This window comes from Salinimicrobium marinum, assembly GCF_014651535.1.
Lineage (GTDB): Bacteria > Bacteroidota > Bacteroidia > Flavobacteriales > Flavobacteriaceae > Salinimicrobium > Salinimicrobium marinum.
This window is the reverse complement of sequence record NZ_BMXB01000001.1, coordinates 569,828-591,718: the sequence shown is the minus strand read 5'-3', so window position 1 is coordinate 591,718 and position 21,891 is coordinate 569,828. Positions and strand designations below refer to the sequence as shown.

The 21,891-nt window shown below is 41.7% G+C and carries 19 protein-coding genes and 1 riboswitch; of the genes, 2 read left to right on the top strand and 17 right to left on the bottom strand.

From position 1 onward, the window contains the following. The first annotated feature begins 194 nt into the window (after positions 1-194). Positions 195-1,112, top strand: coding sequence for a gliding motility-associated ABC transporter ATP-binding subunit GldA (gene gldA / locus IE056_RS02610; RefSeq protein ID WP_189603053.1), 918 nt, complete (start codon positions 195-197; stop codon positions 1,110-1,112). A gap of 241 nt (positions 1,113-1,353) precedes the next feature. Here the strand turns inward: gldA and IE056_RS02605 are convergent, their stop codons facing one another. From IE056_RS02605 to IE056_RS02525, 17 genes are all read right to left on the bottom strand, one after another. Further along, positions 1,354-2,112 (bottom strand): head GIN domain-containing protein, encoded by a 759-nt coding sequence (locus IE056_RS02605; RefSeq protein WP_189603052.1) that lies wholly within the window; start codon positions 2,110-2,112, stop codon positions 1,354-1,356. A 252-nt stretch (positions 2,113-2,364) separates the two neighbouring features. After that, on the bottom strand, positions 2,365-3,459 hold the full coding sequence (locus tag IE056_RS02600) for an acyloxyacyl hydrolase (RefSeq protein ID WP_189603051.1): 1,095 nt from the start codon (positions 3,457-3,459) through the stop codon (positions 2,365-2,367). 23 nt (positions 3,460-3,482) lie between these two features. After that, positions 3,483-4,439: a methylenetetrahydrofolate reductase [NAD(P)H] gene (gene metF, locus IE056_RS02595; RefSeq protein ID WP_189603050.1), complete on the bottom strand. Its 957-nt coding sequence runs from the start codon at positions 4,437-4,439 to the stop codon at positions 3,483-3,485. A 138-nt stretch (positions 4,440-4,577) separates the two neighbouring features. Beyond that, entirely contained in the window at positions 4,578-7,310 is a 2,733-nt protein-coding gene (metH, locus tag IE056_RS02590; RefSeq protein ID WP_189603049.1) for a methionine synthase, read from the bottom strand. Between the two features lie 2 nt (positions 7,311-7,312). Then, a complete protein-coding gene (locus IE056_RS02585; RefSeq protein WP_189603048.1) occupies positions 7,313-8,332 on the bottom strand; it encodes a homocysteine S-methyltransferase family protein in 1,020 nt (339 codons plus the stop codon). A 50-nt stretch (positions 8,333-8,382) separates the two neighbouring features. Further along, positions 8,383-8,485: riboswitch (SAM riboswitch) on the bottom strand. A gap of 197 nt (positions 8,486-8,682) precedes the next feature. Beyond that, complete coding sequence (locus IE056_RS02580; protein ID WP_189603047.1) at positions 8,683-9,105, bottom strand: OsmC family protein; 423 nt, start codon at positions 9,103-9,105, stop codon at positions 8,683-8,685. A 190-nt stretch (positions 9,106-9,295) separates the two neighbouring features. Next, positions 9,296-10,357 carry an NAD(P)/FAD-dependent oxidoreductase gene (locus IE056_RS02575; protein ID WP_189603046.1) on the bottom strand — a complete coding sequence of 354 codons (1,062 nt, stop codon included), beginning with the start codon at positions 10,355-10,357 and terminating at the stop codon, positions 9,296-9,298. Then, entirely contained in the window at positions 10,350-10,943 is a 594-nt protein-coding gene (locus IE056_RS02570; protein ID WP_189603045.1) for a precorrin-2 dehydrogenase/sirohydrochlorin ferrochelatase family protein, read from the bottom strand. Before IE056_RS02570 ends, IE056_RS02575 begins: the two co-directional genes overlap by 8 nt. Before the next feature lie 113 nt (positions 10,944-11,056). Then, complete coding sequence (gene cobA / locus IE056_RS02565; protein WP_229793630.1) at positions 11,057-11,863, bottom strand: uroporphyrinogen-III C-methyltransferase; 807 nt, start codon at positions 11,861-11,863, stop codon at positions 11,057-11,059. Next, positions 11,829-13,922 (bottom strand): ferredoxin-like domain-containing protein, encoded by a 2,094-nt coding sequence (locus IE056_RS02560; protein WP_189603044.1) that lies wholly within the window; start codon positions 13,920-13,922, stop codon positions 11,829-11,831. The genes cobA and IE056_RS02560 overlap by 35 nt, the downstream gene beginning before the upstream one ends. A 192-nt stretch (positions 13,923-14,114) precedes the next feature. Continuing rightward, entirely contained in the window at positions 14,115-14,744 is a 630-nt protein-coding gene (locus tag IE056_RS02555; RefSeq protein WP_189603043.1) for a phosphoadenosine phosphosulfate reductase domain-containing protein, read from the bottom strand. Between the two features lies 1 nt (position 14,745). Next, entirely contained in the window at positions 14,746-14,997 is a 252-nt protein-coding gene (locus IE056_RS02550; RefSeq protein ID WP_189603042.1) for a DUF2061 domain-containing protein, read from the bottom strand. Positions 14,998-15,112: 115 nt separating this feature from the next. Further along, positions 15,113-15,535: an RrF2 family transcriptional regulator gene (locus tag IE056_RS02545; RefSeq protein WP_189603041.1), complete on the bottom strand. Its 423-nt coding sequence runs from the start codon at positions 15,533-15,535 to the stop codon at positions 15,113-15,115. A gap of 104 nt (positions 15,536-15,639) precedes the next feature. Continuing rightward, the gene (locus IE056_RS02540; protein WP_189603040.1) at positions 15,640-16,800 is read right to left on the bottom strand and encodes a trans-sulfuration enzyme family protein; all 1,161 of its coding nucleotides are present in this window, start codon (positions 16,798-16,800) and stop codon (positions 15,640-15,642) included. 81 nt (positions 16,801-16,881) lie between these two features. After that, the gene (locus IE056_RS02535; RefSeq protein WP_189603039.1) at positions 16,882-17,955 is read right to left on the bottom strand and encodes a homoserine dehydrogenase family protein; all 1,074 of its coding nucleotides are present in this window, start codon (positions 17,953-17,955) and stop codon (positions 16,882-16,884) included. Further along, a complete protein-coding gene (locus IE056_RS02530) occupies positions 17,918-18,931 on the bottom strand; it encodes an alpha/beta fold hydrolase (protein ID WP_189603038.1) in 1,014 nt (337 codons plus the stop codon). Before IE056_RS02530 ends, IE056_RS02535 begins: the two co-directional genes overlap by 38 nt. A gap of 85 nt (positions 18,932-19,016) precedes the next feature. Continuing rightward, complete coding sequence (locus IE056_RS02525) at positions 19,017-20,309, bottom strand: O-acetylhomoserine aminocarboxypropyltransferase/cysteine synthase family protein (RefSeq protein ID WP_189603037.1); 1,293 nt, start codon at positions 20,307-20,309, stop codon at positions 19,017-19,019. Positions 20,310-21,126: 817 nt separating this feature from the next. Here IE056_RS02525 and IE056_RS02520 point away from each other — a divergent pair. Next, positions 21,127-21,762: a hypothetical protein gene (locus tag IE056_RS02520; RefSeq protein WP_189603036.1), complete on the top strand. Its 636-nt coding sequence runs from the start codon at positions 21,127-21,129 to the stop codon at positions 21,760-21,762. Positions 21,763-21,891: the final 129 nt, after the last annotated feature.

The following is a 21,891-nucleotide window of genomic DNA, read 5'->3' as shown; positions in this document are numbered from 1 at the left end:
CTGAATAGCTAATGTAGTATTTAATTTGAAAAACCAACAAAGATTTTAAAATATTTTCGCTAAAACGTTTGCGAAAACTACGGAACCTTACATTAAATTCATCCTTTCTGAAAATCTTTCCTGTTCAGGATCCGGAACTTTGGAAAAGCTAGAAAGAAGTTTGAGAGAATCCTTATTTTTGGAAAAAAGCAGCTATGTCAATTTCAGTTTCAGGAATTTCAAAATACTACGGGGAGCAAAAAGCTCTTGACGAGGTTAATTTTTCTATTAAAAAAGGAGAAATAGTCGGATTTCTGGGACCTAACGGTGCGGGAAAATCAACTTTAATGAAGATCCTTACGGGATACCTGGAACCTTCGGAAGGGGAAGCCTCCGTAAATGGGTTTTCTGTTAAAGATAACCTGATAAAAGCTCAGCGAAGTGTAGGATATCTTCCGGAGCATAATTCATTGTATACTGAAATGTACGTGCGGGAATATCTTGCATTCAATGCCTCTCTTTATAAAACTGACAAAAGCCGTATCGAAAAAGTCATTCAGGAAACCGGACTCACTCCCGAAGCAAATAAAAAAATTAACCAATTATCTAAAGGATACCGACAAAGAGTAGGGCTTGCAAATGCCCTTTTACACGATCCAGAAGTGTTGATCCTCGATGAACCTACCACTGGGCTGGATCCTAATCAGCTCGTGGAGATAAGGGACCTGATCAAGAAAACCGGAGAAGAAAAGACCATTTTTCTGTCCACACATATTATGAGAGAGGTGGAAGCCCTTTGCGAGCGGGTGATCATCATCAACAAAGGAAAAATTGTAGCCGATAAAAAATTATCTGAACTGCGGGATGAGAACAGGCAGGTGATTGAAGTAGAGTTTGATTACCGCATTGAAGAAGAGGCGCTACACCGGTTGCCTTATATCGTTTCGGTTAGGAATGTATATGATTTTGTGTATGAACTAAGCTTCGACAATCCAAAAGACATGAGACCTGTCGTTTTTGATTTCGCACACGACAACGGATTAAAAACCCTGCAGCTCAACCGGAAAAACAAAAATCTGGAAAGTTTGTTTGCAGAATTGACAGCAGTCCCCGCACCGGAAGGGGGAGTTTAGCATCCGGGCGTAGTATGATGGCAATAAAATTCTATTTAAATTTATGAATTGCCCCGACTTTTAAGTCGGGGATGAAAATTTCGCAGAAGGAGGGCTTTAGCCCAATCTATATTCCTCTCCGTCATTCAATCTTCTGGCAACAGCTGGCTTTCTTCGGAATTAAGTATTAGCAAAAATTGTTTTTCAGAAGCGCTTCGACTAATCGCTTAAAAAAGTGGCTCAGCGTGACAGTGATTGGGAACTAAGGGTTCTGAAAAATCAAATTTCCGGTATAAAAAGTTTCCACATCTACCGTTACTGGCCGATTCACAGAAATCACGTCTCCTGTACTTCTTATCTCTCCTTTTAAAACCTGTTGCGGATTCACAATGATCTTGTTCGTTCCCCGATGCTGAATTTCCACTGTTTGTGCGACAAGTTCCGCTGCTTCTACCCTGCTGTCGTCATCTGCGATATATACATCAAAATAACCGACTTCCCCACTCAGGAAGAAGTTGGAATATCCGTCTGTAGTGATACGAATATTATCTGAAATCAAATTCATCCTGAAATCTCCGTTTGTATAGATCTCCGAATCTTTCTCCTGATTAAAAGAGCGTAGCCAAATCCCCGGAAAATTCAGTTCTCCTACACTCTCAATCGTCCTGTTCCCTGCATTCTGTAGCCAGGTGAGATTAGGAACAGTAACATAAGCCGTAGTCAGTTCATAATCCCGAAATAAATTGCAATCATTTTCATTCCTAAGGCTTAACCTTCCGTTTTCCACCTCAGCGCTAACTTCATTGATCAGATTTTCACCCGATTCTATAGTGACTTTATGATCTTCTCCCTGCTTTATAAATAACTTTATCCGGCCGTGAACAATAAGCTCTTCAAATTCAGAAACAGGAATTTCCTGCAAAACCATATCCCCGGCAGTCTGGAAGCAATCTGGTGCGTCTTCTTTGTTACAAGCTGTGATTACAGATAGCGTAAGGAATATGTATAAGATCTTTTTCAAATTTTTCCCTTTCTTTAATTTAATTCCAATTTTGAATTTTTCTCCACTACAATTCTTCATTCACAGGTAAAAGTAAAATTGATCCTCTTCTTTTCTCGCAAGAACGCAGAAATTTTCGCAAAGAACGCAAAGAGAAATAACCTTTGTCTTATTTCTTGGCTCTTTGTTCTTGTTTCCTTTCTACTTCTACCTTCCTATTTCTAAACTCCAACTTCTCATATTACAAATCTAACATCTCAGATCTACAATCTTTCACAACGTGTATCCAATTGAAAATTCAACCGCTTCGGCATTGGCACCATGTGCCCGGACAGTAACAGAACCAAAAAGGTCTTTATAAATAGGACGCTGTAACCCTGCTCTTAAATAGAGCCTGTCCACATAATTTTCGTATGGATAATATACGTAATATCCTGCCTGAGTGATTAGAGAAAGTTTCCTGAAGGTTAGCTGATGGCCTAGAAATACTCCCGCGCGTTTTGCGTCTTCATCTCCGCTGGTATCTCCATACGGAAAGGTCACCGACTGGTAATGAATATATTCTTCCATAGCCCGGGAAATAAAGAATTCTGCGCCGGCCTGGAGGGTGCTTTTTCTGCTGACCCTTTTATCTGCATAGGCTGACAGGGTCAAAAACGGATATGATTTTGATCCAATGATCCCAATGGTATTGGCACCGCTTCGCAGCACAAAGTTATAATGAATGGGCTCTGTATATCTACCTTCAGATTGCCTCGGAATATACGTCACAGGTTCCTCATGATCCAGTAAATAATTCAGGCCTGCACTTATAGCAATGGTGTTGGTGCTGTTATTCGGAGATTTAAAATCGGCATTCGAATAATGGATCAGGGAGATTCCAGCCTGAAATCCGATTCCGTGGTAGATGTTTTCCGCAGAAAAATTTCCGCTGAAATAGGTGGAGCTCATGATCCTGGATCCGTAAGCATTATTGATATAATTATTATCGGGATGGTACGGATTAGTTGTCACAGCCAAACCCTGACCTACTTTTAACTGCAAATGACGGTTCAGAAAATAGAATCCCAGGTGCGCGTAAAGTCCGTAGTTTTCGCCCAGGTAGGTATTCTTCATATCCTGATACGTGAAGGAAAAACCTACATCGGGATAATTATAACGGCTTTCCCAAGCCTCCAATCCGTAAGTTTTCTGATTAAAACTCAGGATCAATCCTTCGGGATGGCCGGTGATAAGATGGGAAATATGCGGATTATGCTCCAGAATACTTCCGTAGAAATAACTGGCATCAATGGAATAATTCTTATCCTCCTGCGCTGTGAGCATATATGCACAAAAGAACAAAAGAAAAGGGACCATTTTCTTCATAGGCCGCAAATGTACCTATTAATTTAAAAAACTGCCGAGGCAATTTTCTGAATATTTGAGCTTTTTCCCATTGAATAATAATGCAGTACAGGTACACCTGCTGCCACCAGCTCCTTGCTTTGCTGAATACACCAGTCAATCCCCACCTGGCGCACTTCCTGATTATCCTTACATTTTTCAACTTCCCGTGTCAAAACATCGGGCATATCGATATGGAACCTGTGCGGAATGATTGTTAGTTGTTTTTTGGTTGCAATTGGTTTCAGACCGGGGATAATAGGAATAGTGATTCCTTTTTCCCTGCACTTTTCCACAAATTCGAAATATTTCTGATTGTCAAAAAACATCTGGGTCACCACATACTCGGCACCCGCGGCCTGTTTGATTTTTAAACGTTCTATATCATTGTCAAGGCTGGGAGCCTCCATGTGTTTTTCGGGATAACCGGCCACCCCTACACAAAAGTCGGTTTTATGGCTGTTTTCCAGGGCTTCATCCAGAAACTTCCCTTCGTTCATATTGATGATCTGTTTCACCAAATCATTCGCATAACAGTTTCCTCCCAGTTCAGGTTTAAAATAGATCTCGCTTTTTACCGCATCTCCGCGCAGTGCCATAACATTTTTGATTCCGAGGAAATCAAGATCGATCAAAAAGTTCTCGGTGTCTTCTTTGGTAAACCCGCCGCATAAAATATGAGGTACTGCGTCAATCCCGTATTTACTCTGAATGGCAGCACAAATTCCCACAGTACCGGGACGTTTTCTTACAATGCGTTTCTCTAAAAGTCCGCCGGCCTGTTCAATATAAACATACTCTTCCCGATGATAGGTAACGTCAATAAAAGGCGGATTAAATTCCATCAAGGGATCAATGCCGCTGTAAATAGAATCTATATTCTGCCCTTTTAAAGGTGGTAAAATTTCAAAAGAAAATAAAGTTTTGTCTTTTGCGGTTTCTATATGTTTAGTTATTTTCATTGGGTCTGTCAGTTAAATGAGACCTCACAGTTTTTTGAAACCGGTGAGGTTTAAATTTTTCAAATAGAACGTATTTCAGCTTCTCATGATGAGATCCTGAAATAAATTCAGGATGAAGATCATTTGGTTCAGCTTTTATTAATCAGCAATATTTGGGTTCAGCCACTTTTCGGCCTTTTTGAATGAAATTCCTTTGCGTTCGGCGAAATCCTTCACCTGGTCTTCCTTTATTTTTCCGAGTCCGAAGTATTTAGCTTCTGGATTTGCAAAATAATAGCCGCTAACGCTTGCTGCGGGCCACATTGCCAGACTTTCGGTTAATTCCACTCCTATCCGCTCTTTCACTTTCAATACTTCCCAGATACTCAATTTTTCCAGGTGATCGGGACAGGCAGGATAACCCGGTGCGGGCCGAATCCCTTTATAAGTTTCTTTAATTAATTCTTCGTTGCTCAAGTTTTCTTCCGGCGCATATCCCCAGTCTTCCCTTCGGATCTTTTTATGCAAATATTCCGCAAAAGCTTCCGCTAATCGATCGGCCAGGGCTTTTATCATGATCGAATTATAGTCGTCGTGATCTGCTTCAAATTTCTTCGCCAATTCTGCCGTTCCGAAGCCGGTGGATACACAAAAAGCACCCATATAATCCTGAATTCCGCTTTTTTTCGGTGCCACAAAATCTGATAACGCAAAATTTGGCTTTCCTTTATGTTTATCCAATTGCTGACGAAGGGTCCTGAAAAGCATCGTTTTTTCTTCGGAATCTTCTTCGAATTTGATTTCTATATCATCATCATTCACTGTATTTGCCGAAAATAATCCGAAAACAGCTTTTGCTTTCAAAAGCTTTTCTTCAAGAATTCTTTTCAGAAGAGCCCGGGCGTCTTTGAATAGGATCGTTGCCTGCTCGCCAACCACCTCATCTTCCAGGATCGCCGGATATTTTCCATGCAGATCCCAGCTTCTGAAAAACGGGGACCAGTCAATATAATCCTCTAATATTTTCAGATCAAAATCCTCTATCACCTGAATTCCTAATTTGTTCGGTCTGGTAATATTTGTTGTATCCCAGTCAATTTTAAACTTGTTCTCCCTTGCTTCAGAAATAGGCAGAAAAGATTTCACCTTACTTCTCTTCTTAAAATTGTTCCTGAAAGTATCATATTCCACTTTCAGGTCGTCCATGTACTTCCTTCGGGTATTCTCTTTTAAAAGATCTCCCACCACGGTCACTGCCCTGGAGGCATCGTTCACATGGACCACCGCATTTTTGTATTGCGGATCTATTTTTACTGCAGTATGGGCTTTTGAAGTCGTGGCACCTCCAATCAACAATGGAACGCTGAAATTCTGTCGTTCCATTTCTTTTGCCAGATACACCATTTCATCGAGGGATGGCGTGATTAAACCACTCAACCCGATAGCATCTACATTTTTCTCTTTAGCTGTTTCAATGATCTTTTCCGGCGGCACCATCACCCCAAGATCTATGATCTCGTAATTATTACAGCCTAAAACCACGCTCACGATGTTTTTTCCAATATCGTGCACATCACCTTTTACGGTGGCCATTAATATGCGGCCAGCCTGCTGACGCGGACCAGTTTTCCCGGCTTCAATAAATGGTAATAAATAGGCAACAGCTTTTTTCATCACCCGGGCAGATTTCACTACCTGTGGCAGGAACATTTTTCCGCTTCCGAAGAGATCTCCAACCACATTCATTCCTATCATCAATGGTCCTTCTATCACTTCAATCGGCTTTTGCGCTTCCTGCCTTGCCTGCGCAATATCTTCAATGATATAGGCGTCAATTCCTTTGACCAGGGCGTGAGTAATACGATCCTGCAATGGTTTTTCTCTCCAGGAAAGATCAACTTTGTTCTCCCGGGTTGTTCCCACCACATTATCTGCAAGGGAAAGCAGGCGTTCGGTGGCATCGTCACGGCGGTCAAGGATCACGTCTTCCACGTGCTCCAGCAGGTCCTTCGGAATATTGTCATATACGTCCAATAGGGCCGGATTCACAATTCCCATGTTCATTCCTGCTTTGATGGCGTGATACAGGAAAACCGAATGCATCGCCTCTCGCACCGGATTATTTCCGCGGAAAGAAAAAGAAACATTACTCACCCCTCCACTAAGGCTAACATGCGGCAGATTTGCCCTCACCCATTTTGTGGCTTCTATGAAATCTATGGCATTTCTGCGGTGTTCTTCCATTCCCGTTCCTACCGGGAAAATATTTAAGTCAAAAATGATATCTTCAGGTGGGAGACCTGCTTTTTGAGTCAGAAGTTCATAGGAGCGCTTGGCTATTTCTATCCGCCGTTCATAATTATCTGCCTGGCCCACTTCATCAAAAGCCATTACAATTACAGCTGCACCATATCTTTTGATCTTTTTGGCGTGTTCGAGGAATTCTTCCTCCCCTTCTTTTAAGCTGATGGAATTTACCACGCATTTTCCCTGCACCACCTGAAGTCCTGCTTCGATAATTTCCCATTTCGAACTATCGATCATAATCGGGACACGTGCAATATCAGGTTCGGCGACAATAAGGTTCAGGAATTTAACCATGGCCTCCTTCCCCTCAATAAGGCCGTCGTCCATATTAATATCTATGATCTGGGCACCGCCATCCACCTGATCACGAGCCACTGTAAGCGCTTCTTCAAATTTTTCATCCTTTATGAGACGAAGGAATTTTTTAGAACCCGCCACATTGGTTCGTTCTCCCACATTCACAAATAGACTGTCGGGTGTGATCACCAAAGGTTCGAGTCCGGATAATCGTAACGGACGAATCTCTTTTTTTATCTCTTCTGAAGAGGTATCGTCTATATCTGGATTTGTTGTAGAACTATTCATTTTTAAACTGAAATTTTTGAAGATTGCTTCAACCCTAACTTTCTCGGTTTATAATCTTTGGCCACTTCTGCAATGGCTTTAATATGCTCCGGAGTAGTTCCGCAGCAACCGCCTAGGATATTCACCAGACCTTTTTCAAGGTATTCCCGGGTTTGCTGTGCCATTTCCCGCGGTGACTGATCGTATTCTCCGAAAGCATTTGGCAGCCCCGCATTGGGATACGCCGATACTCCGAAATCTGATTTTTGGGAAAGCACCTCCAGGTGTGGAGTAAGTTGTTTTGCGCCCAGGGCACAATTGAATCCGATACTCAAAAGTGGAATATGTGAAACTGAAATTAAAAAAGCCTCGGCGGTTTGCCCCGATAAAGTCCTTCCGGAAGCATCGGTAATCGTTCCGCTGATCATTACCGGAATATCAAGATTTCGTTCTTCCTTGAGTTCATCTATCGCAAACAAAGCTGCTTTTGCGTTCAGGGTATCAAACACGGTTTCTACCAGTAAAATATCCACTCCGCCATCGATGAGAGCACCTGCCTGCTGCTTATAAGCTTTATGAAGATCGGAAAAAGAAATAGCCCTGTACCCTGGATCATTCACATCGGGCGACATGCTCGCGGTTTTGTTGGTAGGCCCAATGGCACCGGCCACAAACCTCGGCTTTTCCGGATTTTCTGCAGTGAGTTCTGTTGCTACTTTTTTAGCGATCCTGGCAGATTCGAAATTCAGTTCATACACCAGCTCCTCCATCTGGTAATCGGCCATGGCAATGGTGGTGCCAGAAAAAGTGTTGGTTTCAACAATATCTGCCCCTGCCTGGAAATATTTCCGGTGAATATCGGCAATTGCCTGCGGCTGGGTGATAGACAGGAGGTCATTGTTTCCCTGTACCGGCACCGGCCAATCGGCAAAGCGGTCTCCGCGAAAATCTTTTTCAGTAAATTTATATTCCTGCAGCATGGTACCCATGGCACCATCGAGGATCAATATTTTTTTAGAGAGGATCTCTTCTAATTTTGACATAATTTGTAATTAAACCATTATCAAAAAAAGAAGCAGGGAAAGCTTTTCTTCAGTTATCTATCCACAATAAAGTGGTAGAATGTAGCACCTTCTCCAAAAGGAGGGTTGCCAAGGTTTCAACGGGTCTAATCCCTCAACCTTTCTTGATAACGACGCATTATATAAATGAACTTGAAAAGCAAATATAAGGCTAAGCCTTTAAAATGCAAGGAAGTTGTTAAAAAAGAATTTAGATCTCTTCAATGCCTGAAACAATGATCAGGAATTGTTATACTAATCAGTTTTTATAATCAAAATCACTCATGATTTTAGTGCCAGAAAATTTTCATACTAAAAAATTTATATATAAACTACTCTACCAGCTCTCCGTTTAAACGGATCTCGTAGGTAATCTCTGCTGTTTTTTCCAGTATTTTTGCTACAGAACAATATTTTTCCATGGAAAGACTAACCGCACGCTGTGCTTTCGCCGGAGAAACTTCTCCTTCCAGGATCACTTTTAAATGAATTCCTGTAAATACATTTGGCACCGCCCCTTCCTGCCTGAAACCTTCCACCTCCATCTGAAGATCTGTCAGTTCCAGATGTTGTTTTTTAAGGATCATTACAATATCAATGCTGCTGCATCCTGCAATTCCCATTAACAACAACTCCATCGGACTCGCGCCCTGCGGATTCTCAACCGATTTATTATCTAAATGAACAACATCCCCACGCTTATTTTTTGTTTCAAAATGATAGTCGTTGTTCAGGCGTTTTAATCTTATTTTCATTTGAAAGTGTTTTCAGCAAAGTTAGGAAAATTCCAGTGGTTCAACCCTTCCGTCTCTGCCTTTGGCAGATCCACCTTCCCTCTTAAGGGAAGGTGCTTTTGATTTCGATTCTAAGGTTTTATTTCATAAATCTCCTAAGCTCCCGTCCTTTTTTCAAGGGGTGTCCGCAGGACGGGGTGGTCAGGCATTGTTACCCAATACTCTGCACCACTTCCCGCTTCGCTTCTTTTTTACTTCCGTCAAATCCCTGCACTCCACCAACAGTCGTATATTTCAGTACATATTTCTTATCCGGGAAGATCCTTTGATAAGCACTCTGGCACATGATCGCAGCTTCGTGGAATCCGGAAAGGATTAATTTCAATTTCCCCCTGTACGTGTTCACATCTCCAATGGCGTATACACCAGGAATATTGGTCTGATAATCGTAAGAGTTGTCTACTTTAATGGCATTTTTCTCAATTTCAAGTCCCCAGCTTCCGATGGGTCCAAGTTTAGGTGAAAGTCCGAATAATGGAATAAAATCATCCGCATCTTTAAACTCTTCCCCACGAGCGGTATCCTTATGACGGATGACCACCTGCTCCAGGGTGTCTTCTCCCCGAAGACCTACAACTTCGGCATTGGTGATCATTTCTATTTTTCCGAGTTTGGCAAGTTCAGAAACGCGCTCCACAGAATCCAAAGCTCCACGGAATTCATTTCTTCTGTGAACAAGTGCTACTTCAGAAGCTACCTCTGCAAGATAAATTGCCCAGTCTAGGGCGGAATCCCCACCTCCTGCGATCACTACTTTCCTGTCGCGGTAGACTTCAGGATCTTTAATGAAATAGGAAACTCCTTTATCCTCATAATCTGCAATATTTTCAATAGGTGGTTTTCTAGGCTCAAAAGAACCTAATCCACCGGCAATCGCTACTACCAGAGCATGGTGCTGCGTTCCTTTATTGGTAGTCACGATGAAGGTGCCGTCCTCCAGTCTTTCCAGCGTTTCTGCCCGCTCCCCCAAAGTGAATCCTGGTTCGAAAGGCTTGATCTGTTCCATTAGATTTCCTACCAGGTCTCCCGCAAGAATCTCGGGGAAAGCCGGAATATCATAAATAGGTTTTTTAGGATAAATTTCCGAACACTGGCCACCCGGCTGCGGCAAGGCATCTATTAAGTGCGTTTTCAGCTTTAAAAGTCCGGCTTCGAATACGGTAAATAACCCGGTTGGCCCGGCTCCTATGATGAGGATGTCTGTCTTAATCATTACTTTCTTTTTTTGCTTTTAAGGATTCGGTTATTTTATTCATCTGGTTCACTTTCTCATCAAAATCCCCTTTTATGGTGGAGCGGTATTCATTGAGATTTTCAACCATCTGGTTGATATTTTCGGGTATTACTTCTTCAAAAAACTGACGGAGCCTTTTTGCGGCGGTAGGTGATTTTCCGTTGGTGGAAATGGCAATTTTCACGTGCCCTTTGTTAACAATGCCTCCCATATAGAAGTCACACAAATCGGGCGTGTCGGCGATATTGGCCAGCAAATACCTTTTTTTGGCATCTCTGTGTACCCGTTTATTCAGTTTTGGATCATTGGTGGCAGCAATTACAAAATGCTTTTTCTTTAAATATTTCCTCCTGTACCTTCCTTTGATCAATTTTGCTCCGTGTTTTTTAGCCAGCTCCTCGGTTTCCGGAAGAAACCATTTTGCTACTATCTCCACATTGGCGTTCGGACTCGATTTGAACAGGAAATGTAGTTTTTCATGTCCTACGGCACCGCCACCAACCACGAGGATGTTAAGTTTGTTGACCTTCAGAAAAACAGGGTATAATTCGTTTCTTTCTTCCATTTTTAATATTTGCTCTTACCTTCTGCGGAATCCTAAAGGTTTTAAAATTGAGATTCTGGTGCTAAATTACGTCCTGACTCCGCTCGACGTTAACCGAATTTCGGAATAAAAATTCAAAACTTCGGAATTTCCACCCGGGAAAGAGCCTGCACTTCACTAAAGACCGCCTCGAATTTATTCCTTTCATTTACCACCTCCCCGATTACGATAATTGCCGGAGAAGTAAGTTTTTGTTCGGAAACAACATTTTCAATATTCCGGATAGTTCCAAAACCTGATTTTTCATTGACTGTAGTACCATTCTGGATGATACCAACCGGTGTATCTTCTTTTCCGAAGTGACTGAAAATATCCACTATCTCATTCAGTTTTCCCATTCCCATCAGGATCACAACTGTTGCGGTAGATTGTGCTGCTAACCGAACGTCTTCAGAAAGTTTTCGTTCTGTCGTAGTTCCGGTGATGACCCAGAAACTTTCAGAAATCCCTCTTTTTGTCAATGGAATTCCAGCATTGGCCGGCACTGCAATAGACGAGGTAATCCCTGATACCACTGCTGTTTCCAATCCTTCGCTCCTGGCATAATCAATTTCTTCAGAACCACGCCCGAAGATAAAAGGGTCGCCGCCTTTTAAACGGACAACATGTCCGCGTTCACTGGCATATTTCACGATCAGCTCATTAATCTCATCCTGGGAATACCGATGTTTATCTTTCCTTTTTCCAACATAGATATGCTCTGCCTGCGGTGCATGATCCAGTAATTCCCTGTTGATAAGGGCATCGTATAGCACCACATTGGCCGACTTCAACGTATTCACAGCTTTGATCGTGATCAACTCGGGATCGCCCGGCCCTGCTCCTACTACGCTTAATTTTGGTGAATTATACATGTTGTACCTCCTTCGTTCTAAATGCATCAACCCTTTTCAGGAATAATTGCGCATCTTCTAAATATTTTTTTGCAAAAGCTTCTGTAGGCTCATTCTCGTTCAACTGATATGCAAAATCTTTGAAGGAAGTTGAAAGTTCAATTTTATGAGTGTCTACAAAAAGTTCATCAAACTGGGCTATGATTCCAGCCTGGGTATTTGTTTTCACATCATCTGCCAGCAATAACGCCTTGGCAGAATTTACAATTGACGTATAGGAATGATAAATACTATCTGCCCATGCTCCCTGTTCCAGCGCATCTTTTGCATTATCAATTTTTTCTTCACTTTCAAAAAGCAAGGTCGCAATAAGGTCTATCACCACTCCGGCGCATTCCCCCACCCCAACTGCTTTGATGTAAGGTTTCTCATGGCCCCAGTCAATAAAATCACTTTCTGAAAGATTTGTAATATCTGTAAGGTCTTTCAGCAGATCGTAGAAATAGGTTTTTCCCTGCCGGTCATAATAATGAATGAATTTTTCTTCGGAAGCAGCGTTCGCTTCAAAATCGTTCAGCAAAAACCTCAAGGCTTCAGGCCCACGTTTACTTGGCACTTTCACCACTTTATCTGCAAATCGGCCTTCTCCGTTGCCTAAAGTTCCGCCGCCCAGCAACACCTGAAGTGCAGGAGCCACCGTCTTCCCGACTTTAATAGACATTCCCTGGAAACCAATTTCAGCCATATTGTGCTGTCCACAGGCATTCATACACCCACTGATTTTTATCGTGATATCGCGCCCATTTACAAACTGCGGATATTCTGCTTTCAAAACATCTTCTAATACATCTGCAGCGCCCATGCTGCTGGCAATCCCAAGGTTACAGGTATCTGTTCCCGGGCAGGCAGTGATATCTACGGTTTTGTTATATCCTGTTTCGGCAAAACCGATTTTCTTCAATTCAGAGTAAAAGAACGGAAGCAAATCCTCTCGCACGTGACGCAGCAAAATATCCTGCCTAAGGGTAAACCTCAGCTCGTTTCCGGCATATTTTTTAATAAGGTCTGCCAGTTTTCGTGCTTCGGGGGTATAAAAATCCCCAAGTTTTACCCTTATTCCAATCGCATATAATCCTTCCTGTTTCTGCGGAATTACATTCGTGTTTTTCCAGATTTCATACTCTTTCTCATCCTCAATTTGTACTGCAGGAACTTCAACCTCCTGCAAAGGAGGAGCGGCTTGGAATCTTTCGATCTCAAAATCGGGTTCCTTCTTTGAAAGAGCGGTTTGCTGCTCGGCAACAAGGTCCATAAAAGCATCTTTTCCGATATCTTTTATCAGGTATTTCATTCTAGCTTTCATCCTTTTGGCTCTTTCGCCGTGACGGTCAAAAACCCTCAAAACTCCTTCTATAAGAGGGATGATTTTTTCGGCTTCAATGAAGTCATACAATTCATCGGCATGTCTGGGCTGGGAACCAAGTCCGCCGCCGAGCATCACTTTGAATCCGCGTTTCCCTTCCTTCAGTTTAGCTATGAATCCTAAATCATGAATATAACTCAGTGCCGTATCCTCCTCTGAAGAAGAGAATGAAATTTTAAATTTTCTACCCATTTCCTGGCAGATAGGATTCCGAAGGAAAAACTGAAAAGTAGCATGCGCATAGGGTGATACATCAAAAGGTTCATTCTCATCGATCCCCGCTGTTTCGGAAGCTGTGACATTCCGCACGGTGTTTCCACAGGCTTCGCGAAGGGTGATATCATCCTTTTCAAGTTGTGACCAAAGTTCAGGAGTCCTGTCCAGGCTCACGTGGTGGATCTGGATGTCCTGTCTTGTGGTAATGTGTAATCTTCCGGTAGAATATTCATCAGAAACATCGGAAATCCTTTTCAGCTGCTCTGACGTTACCTTTCCAAAAGGCAGTTTTATTCGCACCATCTGAACGCCCGGCTGGCGCTGACCGTAAATCCCGCGGGCAAGTCTTAAGCTTCGGAATTTTTCTTCATCGGCCTTTCCTTCACGAAACAACCGTATCTTTTTCTCTAAATCAATGATGTCTTTTTCAACAACAGGATTTTCTAATTCGGTTCTGAAACTTTGCATACTTCTTCTTGTTATTTGGTTTCCTTGAGGCTATCACCTTGCCAGAAATATATTTTTATGGAAATTTTTTAAACGTCATTCTGAATTCATTTCAGAATCCTATTCCTCTGTGTTTATTGGAACCTGAAACAAATTCATATTAACATAAAAAGGACTTTTTAAACAATCTCATTTTTGATGAATTCTTGTTGATTAAGCGTGTAATCCACATTCCCTGTTTTCAAGGACTTTTGTGGGATCAAAATATTTAAATTCATTGGGGAGCTCATTTTTTTTCAGGTACTCATCCAGTTTTTCATCACTCCAGTGATAAAACGGACTCACCTTCAAAATGCCGTCTTTACTGTAACTCAGCACCCCGATACTATCCCTGAAAGTGGTTTGACCTTTTCTTAGATTAGTGAACCACACATCGGGTTTTTCCTGTTTCATAGCTCTCTGGAATGGCTCCAGTTTTACCTGCCGGGTGAATTCTTCGTGCTGCGGATTATCAACCTGCGGAATTCCGCCAAAAATAGCATCTCTAAATGCTGCCGTTTCTTTGGGAACATAAAGCTTCACATTAAGGCTTAGCTTTTCTATCACTTCTTTAGCGTGGCGGTATGTTTGCGGCGTATTATAACCGGTATCACACCAGATTACCTTGATATTTGGCTCCACTTTCGCACAGGCATGTAGAATTGCTGCTTCATAAGGTCTGAAATTGGTAGTCACCACCGGACTTTCACTTTTGTAGATCAACCACTGAATAATTTCTGCAGGTGGTATTCCCTGTAGCTGCCGGTTTAGTACCTGTAATTCTTGTTCTGTGTACCTTTTCATATTATTTCCTCCCAAATTTTATTTTATTCCATAAACGTTCATGACCAAAATACAGGATCATCTTCGTCACCAGCTCAACAGATCCTATGGCTAAAGCTGTTTCTACTTCTCCTGTCAACAACCAGGAAATCCCTATTGTATCCAACGTACCCACTATTCGCCAACTTATTGTCTTGGCTATACTCCTAAGAGGTTTCTCGGAAGTACTGTCCTGATTATAATTTGTTTTTGTTTTGGCCTGGTCTAATATCATAGTCAATAATTCTATTATCCTATCGGGTAACTAGGTTTTATAACAAAAGTAAGTTTCATTCTTGTAAAAGTTCCTATTCAGGAGCTTAAATTATAATATTTAACATTTTATTCTCTTAAGACTCTTCTTTCATTGCAATATCTGCAAGTGTGTTGTCTCCCAGCACTTTCAATGTGCTGTCACGCACCTGTATCATCAAAGTGTGGACAGAACAGCTCTCTTCATCGGGGCAATCCTCACATTTTTCATAATAATTGAGGCTTACACAAGGCAACATTGCAATAGGACCTTCCAGCACCCTTATTACGTTGGTCATCTGGATATCTTTAGGTTCCTTGATCAAATAATATCCGCCACCTTTTCCTTTCTTTGATCCCAGATACCCCGATTTTCTTAAAAGGAGCAGGATACTCTCCAGGAACTTCTGGGAAATATTCTCACTCTTTGCAATTTCGGCAGTTTGAACCGGTTTTCTTTCCGGCTTTTTTGCAATGTAAGCCAGGGCTTTGATTCCGTATTTGGTCTTTTTTGAAAGCATAGAGCGAAGATAATTAATAAATCATAACTGCCCTCTCATAACAAGGACCGCTTCGCTGCAAGAATTCAGGAACAAACCAAGAAACAAAAACAAAGGACCAGGATTTAGGTATTCAATGCCTGCTTAAGGTCATTGATGATATCCTCCACATGTTCCAGACCTACTGAAATTCTTATTAATCCCGGTTTGATGCCGGCTTCCAATCGCTCTTCCTCTTTTAGTTTGCTATGTGTGGTCGAAGCTGGATGCGTAACAATAGTACGGGTGTCTCCAAGATTGGCAGACCTGGAACAAAGCTGCACACCATCAATAAATTTCCTTCCGGCTTCAACACCTCCTTTTATTTCAAACGAAATAATATTCCCGCCTGCTTTCATTTGCTTTTTTGCAATTTCATACTGCGGATGAGATCTCAAAAAAGGATATTTCACATTCTCAGCATTTGTTTCCTGCTCCAGGAATTCAGCCACCTTTAAAGCATTTTCGCAGTGCCTGTCAAGCCTCACCGGAAGCGTCTCCAGGCTCTTTGAAAGGATCCACGCATTAAACGGAGACAACGCCGGACCTGTATTTCTGGAAAATAAATAGATCTCCCTAATCAATTCTGAACTTCCCACGGTTACTCCACCCAGCACCCGGCCCTGCCCGTCAATCAATTTTGTAGCCGAATGGATCACCAGATCTGCTCCGTATTTAATCGGATTCTGTAGATATGGCGTTGCAAAGCAGTTGTCAATGATCAGAAGGATGTTATGGTTCTTTGCAATCTTCCCCAGGTGTTCAAGATCCAGAATATCCACTCCCGGATTAGTAGGGGTTTCAGCAAAAATCACTTTGGTTTCGGGTTTGATCAGTTCTTCTATTTTTTCAGGTTCATTTACGCTGAAATAACTGTGCGTGATATTCCATTTTGGTAAATACTTTGTAAACAGACTATGCGTGGACCCGAAAATAGATCTGGCAGATACAATATGATCCCCACTGTTGAGCAGTGCCGCCAGTGTTGAAAATACAGCCGACATTCCTGTAGCAAAAGCATAACCTGCCTCTGCACCTTCCATCACCGCTATCTTCTCAATAAATTCAGAAGTATTGGGATTGGAAAATCTGCTGTAAATGTTCCGTTCTTTCTCTTCGGAAAAGGAAGCCCTCATCTCCTCGGCATCATCAAAAACATAACTGGAAGTAAGATACACCGGAGATGAATGCTCCGAGTACTGTGATCGTTCCATTTGAGTTCTTATTGCTTCAGTTTCAATATGCATAGTGGTTGTTATTGGTATTTATAAGTTGCCTAATTTATAATAAAAGATTTGAATTCGCCTTTTTCTATTCCCTTAACCAAATTAATTTAATCTTTCTGAAAGCCTTAAAATATCTGCAACCACTCCCCGTGCAGTAACCGCAGCTCCTGCGCCAGCCCCCTGTATTACCAAAGGCTGCTCACCATAACTTTCTGTATAAATTTCAAAGGAGGAGTCGGCATTTTTAAGGCTGCCAAAAGCAGAAGTTCTTTTCTCTTTCACCAGTTTCACCTCCAGGTTTCCGGTGGCGATTTCCAGTTCCCCAACATGTCGTATCACCTCATCCTCTTCTAAATCAGCTTTAAGCTTTTCAAGATCTCCGTCGAGTTCGTGTTTTTTCAGTTGAAAATTTTTCAGTGAACTTTTACCGTTTAAATGCTTCGGGACGAGATCTTGAATATTAATTTCTGAAAGCTCTTTTTTAAGTTTCAGCTCCCGGGCAAGGATCAGTAATTTTCGACCTACATCTTTTCCGGAAAGATCTACCCTTGGATCGGGTTCGGTCAAACCCTTTTTCTCTGCTTCTGTCAGTACTTCTGAAAAAGACTTACTTTCTTCAGAAAAAGTATTGAAAATGTAACTCAAAGATCCTGAAAAGACTCCGCGTACCCTGGTGATCTCCTCCCCTGCCTGATACAGCCCATGCAACGTCTGAATGATGGGCAATCCTGCACCAACATTCGTTTCATAATAGAAAAACTTCCCGTTTTTTCGGAGCGACTTTCTAAGATCTTCATAAAATTCAGAAGACAGCGTATTTGCCACTTTATTTGCTGCCACCACATGAAAACCCTGCTCTATCAACAATTTGTAATGATCTACAAAGGATTCACTGGCCGTTGCGTCTATCGCTACCAGATTTTCATATCCCTGTTGTGTTACGTAATCAATCACATCTGAAATCTTATAAGGAAAACCGGATGCTGAAAAGTTGGTTTCCCACGACCGATTCACAGTTTGCTTCACAAAAAAAGCTGTGGTGGAATTTGCGATTACCGGGATGTTCAGCTCCAGATTCTCCTCCTGCTGCAACTTTTCCCTCGCTGCCAATACCTGGTTTATTACAGTACTTCCAACGTTACCCGTTCCAAAGAGTACGATATTTATTTTCTTCATTTTTAAGTTTTTCCTGTTGAAATATTGGTTTTAAGAACCTGGACAACTGCCTGTTTTCAATTAAAAAAGCATCGTGCCCGTGAATTGATTTTATTTCATTTATGCTAATATTATTCTTGATGAGCGAAAGCTCCACATAGGTCTCCCAGTTCTCCTCTGCGAGAAAAAACCAGTCGGAATCTATGGTTACAATATGTATATTCCCCTCAATTTTTGCGGCGGTATCCAGGTAATTTCCGGTGCCGCCGCTTATATCTATGGTAGTTAACAAATGGTTCATCAACTTATAAGACGCCAGCTGAAACCTCTTTTCCAGTTTCTCGCCGTGATGCGACAACCAGCTGTGAATATTGAATTCCAGGCTCACTTCATTTTTGGTGCGCCGGAATTTCTGAGTAAAGGATTGCGGCGTACGGTAAAAAGTCATGGCATGTTGCCGGGCATCCTGCACAGGTGTCACAGAATTATTCAAAATCTGATCCTGAACTTTGCAATGTGCCAGCACCCAATCGGTCGCTTTATAATCGGTCGCGATCGGTACCAGGTTTTCAATAAGATCGGGTTGCAAGGCTGCCAGTTCCCAAACCAATGCGCCACCAATAGAACCGCCTACCGCAGCAAAAAGCTTTGTTATTCCTAATTCTTTGAGTCCTGTCTGGAAAGTTCTAGCTATGTCCTGCAAAGTAAATTCCCTGTAGTTATGAATAAGATGCTCCTTTTTATCATCGTATCCATTTCCCGGAATATTAAAACAGATTATGCTGAAAATCTCTGTGTCAAGACATTTTTTAGGTCCCACAATACTGTTCCACCATCCCTGCTCTCCTGTAATCTGGGAATTTCCGGTAAGGGAATGATTCACCAAAACTATGGGAGCCGTTCCCAGTGGCTGCCCAAAAACCTGATAGGTTAATGCGATTTTTTGAACCGTACCGGCAGAATTCCTGAACTCGGGGATAATTATTTCCTGAAGCATATTTTCTTTTTTTTCTTAATTAAAGCAACAGGAAGGAAGCTGGCATCAACCTTCCCGTTGCTACACACAACCAACACTAACTAAATTAATCAAGTACTTTTTTAGCGATTTTTGAAAATGCTTCTTTTAAATCATTTTTGAGATCATCAATGTCCTCCAATCCTACAGAAAGCCTGATAAGATCTTTAGTCACTCCGGTTGATTCCTGCTGTTCATCGCTCAATTGCTGATGGGTGGTACTTGCAGGATGGATGATGAGGGATTTTGTATCTCCTATATTTGCCAGGAGAGAGAAGACCTTTGTTTCATCGGCCACCACTTTAGCCGATTCAAATCCGCCTTCCACCCCAAAGGTGAGGACTCCGCTTTGCCCGTTATGCAGGTATTTCTTCGCGAGCTCGTAATACTTACTGCTTTCCAGCCCCGGATAATTCACCCATTTCACTTCAGGTTGTTCTTCAAGCCACTTTGCCAGTTCCAGCGCATTTTCACTATGTTTTTTGATCCTGATCTCCAGAGTCTCCAGTCCCTGTATAATCTGGAAAGCATTAAACGGACTCAAAGCCGCCCCATGATCCCGAAGGCCTTCCACCCGTACTTTTGCAATAAAAGCTGCTTCTTCCAAAGCATCATGGTAAACTAATCCGTGGTAGCCCGGAGAAGGTTCGGTGAATTCGGGAAATTTCCCGTTGGCCCAATTAAATTTTCCGGCATCAATAATGGCTCCACCCAGTGCAGTTCCGTTTCCGTTCACGTATTTGGTAAGGGAATGAATAACAATATCTGCCCCGTGCTCTATGGGTTTTACCAGTGCAGAAGTTGCCACTGTATTATCTACAAATAAGGGTACTTTATGTTCTTTGGCATATTTTGAAATGCCTTCAATATCCAGTACATCAAGCTTTGGATTCCCCAGCGATTCAATAAAGAAAACACGGGTATTCTCTTTAGCGGCTTTTTGAAAATTCTCAGGATCTGAAGGATCTACAAAAGTAGTGGTGATGCCAAAACGTGGTAAAGTCACACTTAGTAAGTTGTAGGTCCCGCCATAGAGGCTGCTGGAAGCTACAATATGATCGCCTTGTTTAAGTAAAGTTAATAAAGCGGTGTTGGTAGCAGCAGTACCCGAAGCTGTTACCACAGCAGCAATCCCTCCTTCAAGGGCTGCAAGCCGTTGCTCCAGCACATCGTTTGTAGGGTTATTGATGCGGGTGTAGATATATCCCGGTTCTGCCAGTGAAAAAAGATTGGCAGCATGATCTGAATTTTTGAACACGTAAGAAGTAGACTGGTAAATAGGAACTGCTCTTGTTCCTCCGTTAGCGGCTACATCATGTCCTGCGTGTAATGCGTTTGTTGCGAATTTTTGACTGCTCATAATTTAAGTTTAAAAGGTTGTGGTTTATTTTTGTTTCTGTGGTCTTTCGGTAATTAGGTTGTAAAGTTTAGATCAAAAAAAATCCCTCTGACTGTATTGCCAAAGGGATTTTTAGAATTGAACTTTATAAAACTAAACTAAATCCTGATTTTCTGGCAATAGGGTTGCGGTGTGCGCATCATCATACACATACACATGCTCATCATTCCACACATCATAATTCCTATTGCTGTTGTTGTAATCATTTTTATTCTTTATTTGACGTCTCCACTCCGCTCGCCGTGACCGTTATTAATATTCTCTCCGGATTTCCGCCTTTACGGAAACAATTTCAGCACAAGCTGCGGAAATGAACATTTCTATTTTGATTTCCGCCTTCGCGGAAATGACTAAAATTATAAACAAAAAAAGCCGCTGCGGTGGCAGCGGCTTTTTGCAATTTTATCTTTTCAGGATCATGCAATATAGCGCGCTGCGGAGGCTTTCCACATCATACGCATCATATTACAAATTACCTGGTTCATTTCTTTGTTTTGGCTGAAGCAAAGTTAACGACAGAAAATTTTATAAACCAAATTTATTTTAAACTTTTTTGAAATCCAGGGTTCATTCCCCCATTAAAAAGAGGTTTTCAGGAATCGTAAAATACTATTTGTTAAGATGTTGAACTCAGTTATACCATAGGCTCTTCCGTTTAACACAATACGTGAAAGTAATATTAAATACTATTAAAATCTATTTCAGGAAAATCTCTAGTAATTACTTTTACCAAAAATTTATTCCCTGAAAGTTCAGGGATCATCTAAAAATTAGTGTTATGAGAAAAATTTTATTTTTAACGTCATTTTTAATGCTGGGAGTAATTGGAACTTCCAATGCTCAAATTGAGGAAGGCAACATTATGTTGGGTACAGACATAGGTAGCGGCATTACAAATACAAATGGAAGCGGATTGTTAGGTCTTGAATTTGGACTTAATGATGGTGCAGGCTGGAATGTGGGAATTAGTCCAAAAGTGGGATATTTTCTAACCGATAATTTTCTTCTTGGTGCTGTTGTAAATCTTGGTTATTTTAAATCTGCAGAAGTAGAAGGAATCTCTTCTGAAGAATTTATTTATGGTGTACAGGCCCTGAGTAGATTTTATGTAAGTCCGGGGGATGTTGATCTGGAAGGAGATGTTCCTGCAGGGCAGTTCTTCCTTGAAACACAGGCCGGTATTGCGGGGAGCAATGTGGTTAACGGAGAAACCACTAACGGATTCGCTTTTGGATTTGGCCCCGGTTATTCGCTGTTTCTAAATGAATCAGTAGCGCTGGAAGCCAGTGTAAAATACAACGGACTTGTTGGTGCCGGTAGTACAGACTACCAGAATTCGTTAGGATTAAACCTGGGGATCCAGATTTTCATCCCAACCTCTGATGCAGAAAATACTATCGAAAATTTTGACTAAACATTTTCGGTTAAACTCTTAAAAAAAGCTTTTCTGAAGTATCACAGCTTCGGAAAAGCTTTTTTTATTTTCAGGTTTTTTTCTCTTCAGAAACAGCCCAAAAATCAGGGCTATCGAAAACTATAATTT